The 9,399-nt window shown below is 63.2% G+C and carries 9 protein-coding genes; 5 read left to right on the top strand and 4 right to left on the bottom strand.

Annotated elements, in window-relative coordinates:
- From EN914_RS13115 to EN914_RS13105, 3 genes are all read right to left on the bottom strand, one after another.
- On the bottom strand, window positions 1-433 hold a 433-nt coding region (locus EN914_RS13115), incomplete at its 3' end, for an ABC transporter permease (protein ID WP_407067778.1).
- Window positions 430-1,314: an ABC transporter permease gene (locus EN914_RS13110; protein WP_013532864.1), complete on the bottom strand. Its 885-nt coding sequence runs from the start codon at window positions 1,312-1,314 to the stop codon at window positions 430-432. The genes EN914_RS13115 and EN914_RS13110, both read right to left, overlap by 4 nt.
- Before the next feature lie 104 nt (window positions 1,315-1,418).
- Window positions 1,419-2,699 (bottom strand): FAD-binding oxidoreductase, encoded by a 1,281-nt coding sequence (locus EN914_RS13105; protein ID WP_024502618.1) that lies wholly within the window; start codon window positions 2,697-2,699, stop codon window positions 1,419-1,421.
- Window positions 2,700-2,936: 237 nt separating this feature from the next.
- On the opposite strand from EN914_RS13105, the gene EN914_RS13100 reads away from it, so the two are divergent.
- The 5 genes from EN914_RS13100 to EN914_RS13080 all read left to right on the top strand — a co-directional run bounded on the left by EN914_RS13100 (window position 2,937) and on the right by EN914_RS13080 (window position 8,373).
- Entirely contained in the window at window positions 2,937-4,094 is a 1,158-nt protein-coding gene (locus tag EN914_RS13100) for a fumarylacetoacetate hydrolase family protein (RefSeq protein WP_024502617.1), read from the top strand.
- 341 nt (window positions 4,095-4,435) lie between these two features.
- Window positions 4,436-5,371: a substrate-binding domain-containing protein gene (locus EN914_RS13095; RefSeq protein ID WP_013532868.1), complete on the top strand. Its 936-nt coding sequence runs from the start codon at window positions 4,436-4,438 to the stop codon at window positions 5,369-5,371.
- Window positions 5,372-5,485: 114 nt separating this feature from the next.
- A complete protein-coding gene (locus EN914_RS13090; RefSeq protein ID WP_024502616.1) occupies window positions 5,486-6,472 on the top strand; it encodes an ABC transporter permease in 987 nt (328 codons plus the stop codon).
- A gap of 3 nt (window positions 6,473-6,475) precedes the next feature.
- Window positions 6,476-7,267, top strand: a complete 792-nt coding sequence (locus EN914_RS13085) for an ATP-binding cassette domain-containing protein (RefSeq protein WP_013532870.1) — start codon at window positions 6,476-6,478, stop codon at window positions 7,265-7,267.
- An 83-nt stretch (window positions 7,268-7,350) separates the two neighbouring features.
- Entirely contained in the window at window positions 7,351-8,373 is a 1,023-nt protein-coding gene (locus tag EN914_RS13080) for a LacI family DNA-binding transcriptional regulator (RefSeq protein ID WP_024502615.1), read from the top strand.
- A gap of 330 nt (window positions 8,374-8,703) precedes the next feature.
- On the opposite strand, the gene EN914_RS13065 is transcribed toward EN914_RS13080, so the two are convergent.
- A complete protein-coding gene (locus tag EN914_RS13065; protein WP_013532873.1) occupies window positions 8,704-9,294 on the bottom strand; it encodes a TetR/AcrR family transcriptional regulator in 591 nt (196 codons plus the stop codon).
- Between the last annotated feature and the right edge of the window lie 105 nt (window positions 9,295-9,399).

The following is a 9,399-nucleotide window of genomic DNA, read 5'->3' as shown; positions in this document are numbered from 1 at the left end:
CCAATATATGGCCGAGAACGATGGCGACGCGCGATGGCCCCAGACCAACGAGGTTGATGAGGATCAGCAGCGATATGCCGACGATGACGCCCGGGATCAGGATCGGCAGCCTTGCGATGGCGCTGATGGTGGCGGCCAGGGGCGAGCGGCCGTAGAGGTCCATGTAGGATACGGTTATGCCGCACAGCGTCGCACCCGTGGCGGCGATGGCGCCGATGGCGAGGCTGTTCAAGAGTGCACCGGTCAGCGCCGAATTGCCGAACAGCGTCGCGTACCATTGCAAGGTAAAACCTTGCAGCGGTAACGCTGCCTGGATCGAGTTGTTGAAGGAAAACAGCGGGATCAGCAGCACCGGCAGATAGAGAAAGACCAAATAGGCGGCGACATACATGCCGAGCCAGCGGCCACCTCCCTGCGTGCGTGCAGTGCTCATGTGCGGCTGCCAAATCTGCGGTCGGCGAAGCGGGCGACCAGCACCACGCACAGGATGACCAGCATGACGGCGACGGAGAGTGCTGCGCCAAACGGCCAGTCATTGGCCTTGCCGAATTGCGCCTGGATCAGCGTGCCGATCATGGTGCTGGCCGGGCCGCCGACGAGCGCCGGCGTGACATAGTCGCCGACCGTCGGCACGAAGACGACGAGGGCTGCCGCCAGCACGCCCGGCATCGAATTGGGCAGCACGATCCGGCGGAAAGAGGTGAATGGCCGCGCGCCGAGATCGGAAGCGGCCTCGATCAGCGATTTCGGGATGGTGTCCAGCGCCACGTAGATCGGCAGGATGGCGAAAGGCGCATAGGCGTGCGCCAGCGTGACGACGACGGCGGCCGGCGTGTTGAGAAAGGCCAATGTCGGCTCGGACCAGATGCCGCTTTCGATCAGCGCCGAGTTCAAAACGCCATTGTAGGCGAGCACGATCTTCCAGGCGAAGACGCGCAGGAGATAGCTGGTCCAGAACGGCAGCGTCACCAGGAACAGCAGCAGGCCGCGCCGCCGGCCGGCGTGGAAGGCAAGGTAGTAGGCGACGGGATAGGCAGTGACGACCGTCGCCAGCGTGACCAGAGCGGCAATGATCAGCGAGCGCAGCGTCACCGTCCAGTACAGCGGATCGGACACCACGGTGACGAAATTCGCGACGGTGAAACCGGCGCCGAGCAGCGAACCGTCATTGCCGCGGAAGGCGAGGAAAAGCACGAGGCCAAGCGCAAACAGGATCAGCAGCAAGGTGACCAGCGCGCCCGGCAGCAGCATGGCGACCCGGAAGCCCTGGGAAGACCGGGCCTCTGGCGCTGATGTGGCAACTAGGGTCGACATCGACCTGCCTATTGGAAATTTGAAATTGGCTTAGAGTTTTTCATATTCATGAAACTGTCAAGCAGAATCCCCTAACGGAGCCCCAAGGGGATGAAGCGCCCTGGTCAGCGCTCCAACGCATCGAGCAGGCGATACCAAGCGATGGTCGCGGCGACGCCGACCTGGCGGAAGGCGTGAAACGGGATCGGCCGGATCGGCGAGACCGGGAAAGGCAATTGCCTGGCGTCGCCACTTTGGAGGTAGCTGGCGATGCGCTCGCCAAGCGCAGTCATCAGGCCGACACCACGACCCTGGCAGCCGACCACGGCGAGCAGGCCTTTCTCCGGCTCGTGGATGTGCGGCAGGTGGTCCGGCGTCATCGCCACCCGGCCGAACCAGCGCTTCTCGATGGGAACGCCGGACAGCGAGGGATAGAGCCGTACCAGCGCACGCTCGAGATGCGCCCAGTCGCCGGCGCTCGTCGGCAGCGCCATGCGGCCCCGTCCGCCAAGCACCAGCCGGCCGTCGGCGCTCTTGCGGTAGTAGACGAGGATGCGCCTGGAGTCCGACACCGCCTGCCCGCCCCGCAGGATCGTGGCCGCCAGGTTGGGCGGCAACGGCGCCGTGGCGATCTGGAAAGAATGCAGCGGCACGATCGTCTGGGCGAGACCGGGGATCAGACCGTCCGTATAGGCGTTTGTCGCCAGCACGACCGCCTTTGCCTGCAATTCCAGGCCATTTTCGATCAAAATACGCCAAACACCGGCGGCATTGGCGAGCCGCACGACCCTTTGGCGCTCTGCTATCCTCACGCCAGTCGCGGTCCCGACCCGGGCAAGTTCAGACGTGTAGGCGAGCGGATCGATCACACCGGCGCGGCGGTCGAGCCAGCCGCCGAGATAACCCTGTGCGCCAGTCCTGGCTGCGGTCTCCGCTGCGTTCAGCAACCGGACGTCGGCACCGCGCGCGTGCCATTGCCGGTCGCGGTTCGTCGCCGCCTTCAGCGCGGCCTCGGTGTGCGCCGCCTGGATCCAGCCATTTCGAACGAACGGCACCGCCAGATTCTCGTCGCGGATCAGCTCGAACACCGCGTCGGCGGTCGACGCCGCGAAATTGACAAGCGCCTCGCCGCGCTCCGGGCCAAAATGCTCCAGCAACCATTCCGGATCGTATTTCAGGCCGGGAATGACCTGGCCGCCATTCAAGCCTGATGCGCCCTGGCCGATCTCGCCGGCGTCCAGCACCTGCACCGACAGGCCAAGCCGGGCGGCATGCAAGGCAGTCGACAAGCCCATGATGCCACCGCCAACGATGGCGAGATCGACCCGTTCGCCATTCGGAAGCGATTGAAACGTGGAAGCTGCCTGCGGCCTGCGCCAGATGGGATCGGAGAATGCTGTCGCCAAGGGTCACCTGAATGCGCTGCGATTGGTGAAAATCCTAGTCAGAATTTCACAATTTTGAAAGAGCACCCTGGCTTTCGCCTGTGGACTGCCGCCGAGACGACCGGAGACCCAGAGTTCCGATCGCCTGCGACGGGATAGACCTTTGAGAGGAATCCGGTGAAAGTGCCACGCCGATCCGGCTAGCCCACATTGTCGATCACTTCACCACATTGCCGATCACTAAGAGGACAGAGCGCCATGACGAACCCGACCCACCTGCCCAGCGAGGGCCTTTTTGTCGGACGCGCCAGAAGCAGCGGTGCTACATACCCGCTGGTCGTCACGGTTCGCGATGGCACGGTCTTCGACATCACCTCGCGTACGGCACCGACCATGCGCGACCTTTGCGAGATGGCCGACCCGGCTGGGCATGTCCGCTCGGCCGAAGGCAGACCGATCGGTTCGCTCGATGACATCGCCGCCAACAGTTTTGAAACCGGGCGCGATCCAGCAAAACCCTACCTGCTCTCCCCGGTCGACCTGCAGGCGGTCAAGGCATCGGGCGTCACCTTCGTCGTCAGCCTGCTGGAACGGGTGATCGAGGAACAGGCGCGTGGTTCGGCTGAAAAAGCCGATGCCATCCGCGCCGACATTGCCGGACTGATCGGCCACGACCTGTCGAAGCTGAAGCCCGGTTCGCCCGAGGCGATGGAGATCAAGGCCAAGCTGATTTCGCGCGGCGCCTGGTCGCAATATCTGGAAGTGGGCATCGGCCCCGATGCCGAGATCTTCACCAAGTGCCAGCCGATGGCCTCGGTGGGCTTCGGCGCCGATGTTGGGCTGCACCCGGTGTCGACCTGGAACAATCCGGAACCCGAGATCGCCATGATCGCCGCCTCCAGCGGCAGGATCGTCGGCGCCACTATCGGCAACGACGTCAATCTGCGCGACGTCGAAGGGCGTTCGGCGCTGCTGCTCGGCAAGGCCAAGGATAACAATGCCTCGGCCTCACTCGGCCCCTTCATCCGCCTGTTCGACGACAAATTCTCCATCGATGACGTCAAGCGCGCCGTCGTGCGCCTGAAAGTCGAGGGCGAGGACGGGTTCTCGCTGGAGGGCGCAAGCTCGATGGCCGAGATCAGCCGCTCGCCGGAGGAACTGGTCGCCGCGGCCATGGGGCCGCACCACCAGTATCCGGACGGGCTGGCGCTCTATCTCGGCACCATGTTCGTTCCATCCAAGGATCGCGGCGAGAAGGGCAAGGGATTTACCCACAAGGTCGGCGACATCGTCACCATCTCGTCGGAAAAATTCGGTGCGCTGGTCAACCGGGTGCGGCTGTCGCCCGACTGCCCGCACTGGACCTACGGCGCCAGCCACCTGATGCGGGAGCTGGCCAGAGCCGATCTGATCTAGCAACCGGTATCGTCGGCGCCCTGCCAGGGCGCTGCGGACCTGGTCCCGTGGGCCTGGGATGGTCGTCGGCGTGCCCTTGTCGGCGCAGGCCGCGTTCGCGCGACCGAAACATCACACCAATTATCCGACAGTCGGAAAATCACCTCAACTGATGCAATCTGATGGGACGGCTGATGACGCCCCGTCAGGCGCCCACTACACCTGCAAATGGAGGCCTGGCAGATGGAGGCTTGCCATCCGTCGAAAAAGGGGATGCTCTGACGCATTCAATCGGCACTGGCAAAAGACGCAGAACAAGGGACGGATTTTGAACTGACGATCTACAAACGGGAGGAAATCAAATGCTGACACGGCTAAGACTCGTTCTATACGGCCTGTTGGTGGCGCTGATGGTGGTACCAGCAGCGGCACAGGCCAAGACGTTCTACTGGATTTCGCATGGCGGTCCGGCCGATCCGGTCTGGACCTACTTCCTGGCCGGCGCCAAGCAGTGGGCCAAGGACACCGGCAACACGGTCAACACCTCGTTCCACAATGGCGATGTCGCCTCGCAGCAGGAAGCGGTTCGCGCCGCCCTCTCCGCCAAGGCCGATGGCATCGTCACCACGAGCCCCGATCCGGGCAGCCTGATCGAGATCGTCAAGGAAGCGCGTGCGGCGAAAGTGCCGATCATCAATTTCAACACGCCTGATCCGAAAGCCGATTTCAACGCCTATGTCGGCGGCGACAATGTCACCTTCGGCAAGCATTGGGCACAGTATCTGGTCGACAAAGGCCTGGTGAAGAAGGGCGACTTCGTCTGGATGCCGGTCGAAATCCCCGGCGCCACCTATGGCGTGCAGGAAGAGGAAGGCATCAAGAGCGTCTTCGAGCCGCTCGGCATTACCTATGAAATCACGGAAGCGACGCTTGATCAGGCTGAAGTGATCAACCGCATGGTCGACTACCTCACGGCGAACAAGGCCAAGGTCAAGGCGATCATCGGCCTAGGCGACCTCGTCACCGGCTCGATCAAGCGGGTGTTCGACCAGGTCGGCATCAAGCCGGGCGAAATCCCGGTCGTCGGCTGGGGCAATTCGCTCGACACCACCCAGGAAGTGCTGAACGGCTATGTCAATGCCGGCCAGTGGCAGGACCCGCAGGCGACCAGCTATGTCGCGCTTTCGCTGGCCAATATGGCCGCCGGCGGCATTCCTCCGGGCTTCAACGTCATCACCGGCGCGCTCTATGAAAAAGACACCGCGCAGATCTACGACGACATCCTGTCCGGCAAGTAACATCCAATCTCAACAGTCGCGGCCGCCCAACGGTCGCGACTGGCTCTCCATTTCGCCGAGCCCTTCGCACGCGATGTGCAACGCTCAGCCTTCCACTCATGTCGCGGATTGCCTGTGGAAAATCATTCGCTCGTCCCACGCCTGATCGCACGGCCGGAATTCGGCCCTTTCGTGCTGCTCGTCGTCGAGATCGCCGTTTTCTGGAGTTTCAACCACGACTTCCTGTCGCCGCAGAACATCTCCAACACGCTGGCTTTCACGGTCGAGCTCGGCCTGATCGCGCTGGCGATGACGCTGTTGATGACGTCCGGCGAGTTCGACCTCTCGGTCGGCTCCTTGTTCGGCTTCTCGCCGGTCTTGATGTGGACCCTGTTCAACAGCGGCCTGACCTCGCTCGAAGTCGGCTTTGTCGCCGCGCTGCTGGTCGCCGCCTTCATCGGGCTGGTCAATGGCTGGTTCGTGACGCAGCTCAAGATCCCATCCTTCCTGGTGACGCTCGGCATGCTGCTGGTGGTGCGCGGCACCGCCCTTTTCGTCACCGACGGTTTTCCCCAGCGCACCTGGAGTGCGGAGGGCAGCTGGCTGGCGGAAGCGCTGGTCGGCGACTTCTTCATCGGCCCGTTCCGCATCTACATGTCACTGTTCTGGTTCATCGCCGCGGCGATCGCGCTCGGCTACGTACTGACGCAAAGCCGCACCGGCAACTGGATCCAGGCGGCCGGCGGCAACCCGAGCGCGGCGCGGGCGCGCGGCGTCAATGTCAGCGGGGTCAAGATCGGCTTGTTCGTGCTGTCGTCGGTCATGGCCTCGCTTGCCGGCGTCATCTCTTCGTTGCGCACGTCCGCCGCCAACCCCAACAGCGGTACCGGCTATGAGTTGGAAGTCATCGCCATGGTGGTGATCGGCGGTACCGCACTTACCGGCGGGCGCGGCACGATCATCGGCACCGTGCTCGGCATCCTGATCCTGCGCGTGATGCGCAACGGCATCGTGCTGATCGGCGTGCCTGGTCTTGCCTACAACATCTTCATCGGTGCCATCATCCTCGGCATGATGGCACTGCATTCATGGCTGGAACGCCGGCATCAGGCGGGGACTTGAACCATGGCCGAGCCACTGATCCGCATGACGAACATCCGCAAGTCCTACGGCCGCGTGCAGGCGCTGGAGGATGCCAATTTCCATGTCAATGAACGGGAGATCGTCGGCTTGCTCGGCGACAATGGCGCCGGCAAGTCGACGCTGATCAAGGTGCTTTCGGGTGCCGTTCCGCTGACCAGCGGCGATATCTTCATCCGTGGCAAGAAGGTGAGCCTGCGCAGCACCAGCGACGCCATCGCCCATGGCATCGAGACGATCTACCAGGACTCCGCACTGGTCACGCAACTGTCGATCGCCCGCAATCTGTTCCTCGGGCGCGAGCCGATCAAGCCGCCGCGCTTCCTCAACCGGATGGACCAGGAGGCGATGAACACGGTTGCCCGCGACCTGCTCAAGCAGGTCGGCATCTCGAAGAACATCCCGCCGACGACGCCGATCGGTTCTCTCTCCGGCGGCGAGCGTCAGGCGGTGGCGATCGCGCGCGCCATGCATTTCGACAGCGACCTGATCATCCTCGACGAGCCCACCAACAATCTGGGCGTCGCCGAAACACAGGGCGTGCTGAGTTTCGTGCGCAGCGCCCGCGATTCCGGCCATTCCTGCATTTTCATCGCCCACAACATCCACCATGTCTTCCAGGTGGTCGACCGCATCGTCGTCATGCGCCGGGGCAAGGTGGTCGCCGACGACATCGACCCGAAGACGACCAGCGTGGCGGAGGTAGAGCGGATCATCACCGGCATGTCGGACAAGGAAATCCGCGATGCCATCACCGATGGCAAGCCGTCGCACTGACTGTCGGGTGATGGCGGCAATCACCGCTGCCTCAGATCGCATCGCTTGTCTGGCGCGGCATCGCAGGGCGCATAGGTAGCGGCATGAAAGCCACCGTCTCGGATATCGCCCGCAATTGCGGGCTATCGACCGCAACGGTCGACAGGGTGCTGAACAACCGGCCGGGTGCGAGTGCGGCCAACCGCCAGCGCGTCATGGAGGCGGCCAAGCAACTCGGCTACCTGCCGGTCGCCGATCAGGTGACGCTGCCCTCGCGGCCCGCCCATCTCGAATTCCTGCTGCCGATCGGCAGCAATGCCTTCATGCGCGATCTCGCCCGGCATATCGAGGACTACGCCGCGCGTCTGCCGCTTGTCGCCTCGTGCCGGATCCACAATCTCGCCGGTATCTCGCCGAACGCGCTGCAGAGCGCTGTCGAAAACCTGTCGCTCAGGGCCAATGGCGTTGGCGTGATCGCTGTCGATCATCCGCGTACGCGCAACATACTGCGCGACATCGTCGAAGCCGGCATGCGTCTGGTGACGCTGGTGTCCGATGTTCCGGCGGCACCGCGCGCGGCCTATGTCGGCATCGACAACAGGGTGGCGGGACGAACGGCGGCGCTGCTGATGGGACGCTTCCTTGGCGGCCGCACCGGCCATCTGGCGATGGTCGTCGGCTCACGTTCCTATCGCGGCCACGAGGAACGCGAGATGGGTTTCCGCTCGGTGCTCAACGAGGAGTTTCCCAATCTGACCGTCAGCAGCGCCGTCGAGATCAACGACGAGCCCGATGCCGGCTACACCGAGACCATGAAGGCACTGCACGACGAGCCGGAGTTGCTCGGCATCTATTGCGTCGGAGCTGGACATTCGGGCGTTGCAAAGGCGATCCGCGAGGCCAGGCCGAACCGCAAGCCGGTGTTCATCTGCCACGACCTGACCAAGGACACGCGCGGTCATCTCGTCGACGATCTCGCCGATGTCGTCATCGACCAGAATGCGCGGCTGATCGCCGAGCAGTCGGTCATTCGCCTGCTCGGCTCGATCGCATCGGCCGCGCCCTATCTGACGCGCAAGTTCATCGAACCGCGCTTGATCTTCAGGGAAAACGTGCCGGTGCAGTGAAGCAGGCGGCCTGCAAAAATGCCTGTTGCCGGATTTGTATGATAATTGGCACGGCAAATCTGCACAGCAGCTATGCAAGTTTCTTTGTTGCCGAATCGTTGGGCAACTCGTAGGTTCTGGTTGTCGGCCATCTACTCCTCCCAGATGCGATGCCGACGCTGAATGGGGTGCACCTCCTCCCGCGCCACATTCGAAAATCGAGCCCGCTGCCACCTCCTCCCGGCAGCGGGCTTTTTTCGTTTGGCCGCCGGAGTTTCCATACCGCCTGGGTCAACGGCGTAGACTGCCCTCCGTCATAGAGCCGTAACCCGCCAACAATCGTGGCGGATCTCAACCGGCGGCAGCGCCCCGGAACGAAACGATCAGCCCTTCGGCCATGCGCACGAACTGGGTGCTCGGACCTTCGGTACCCACGGTCTGCACGCTGACACGCGCGCCCTCGAACAACAGCGACAGCGTATCGGCGAGCAGTTCGGCCTGACCAATGCCGGCATCCCGACATAGCGTCACAAGGCGCGCGCGCTGGGCTTCCTTGAGCTCCTTGATCACCAGCCTGGCCGGATGGTCCGGCTCGGTCAGCTCAGCGGCGGCGTTGGCCATGTCGCAGCCGCGGCCGTCCGCATTGAGCATGGCAGCCGCCTTGCGAACCCAGGCATGCAGCTGGGCAAGCTTGTCACCAGGGAATTCGGCCTCGAATGCTTCCCACATAGCGCCGGCCTTGGCCGCATTGGCGCGCAGGCATTCGACGATCAGTTCGTCCTTGGATTCGAAGTGACGATAGAGCGTCATCTTGTTCGTGCCGGCAGCTTCGGTGATGGCGTCGACGCCGACGCCCTTGATGCCATGCTTGTGGAACATGTCGCGTGCCGTCTCCAGGATCCGATCCCGGGGACGAGAGCGCTCCACGATGCCGTCTGCCATCATGATCTCCTTTCGTTTCCAAAAAACCCTCGGCCACCTCTTGACTAGGGTGTTACCGGTCTGTAACTTCCAGAATGTTACTTACTGGTAACACCTATATCGTCC

Origin of the sequence: Mesorhizobium sp. M7A.F.Ca.CA.001.08.2.1, assembly GCF_003998455.1 — a bacterium.
In the GTDB taxonomy this organism is placed as follows: domain Bacteria; phylum Pseudomonadota; class Alphaproteobacteria; order Rhizobiales; family Rhizobiaceae; genus Mesorhizobium; species Mesorhizobium ciceri.
The sequence above is the reverse complement of the archived record's forward strand: the minus strand, read 5'-3'. Positions and strand labels throughout refer to the sequence as shown.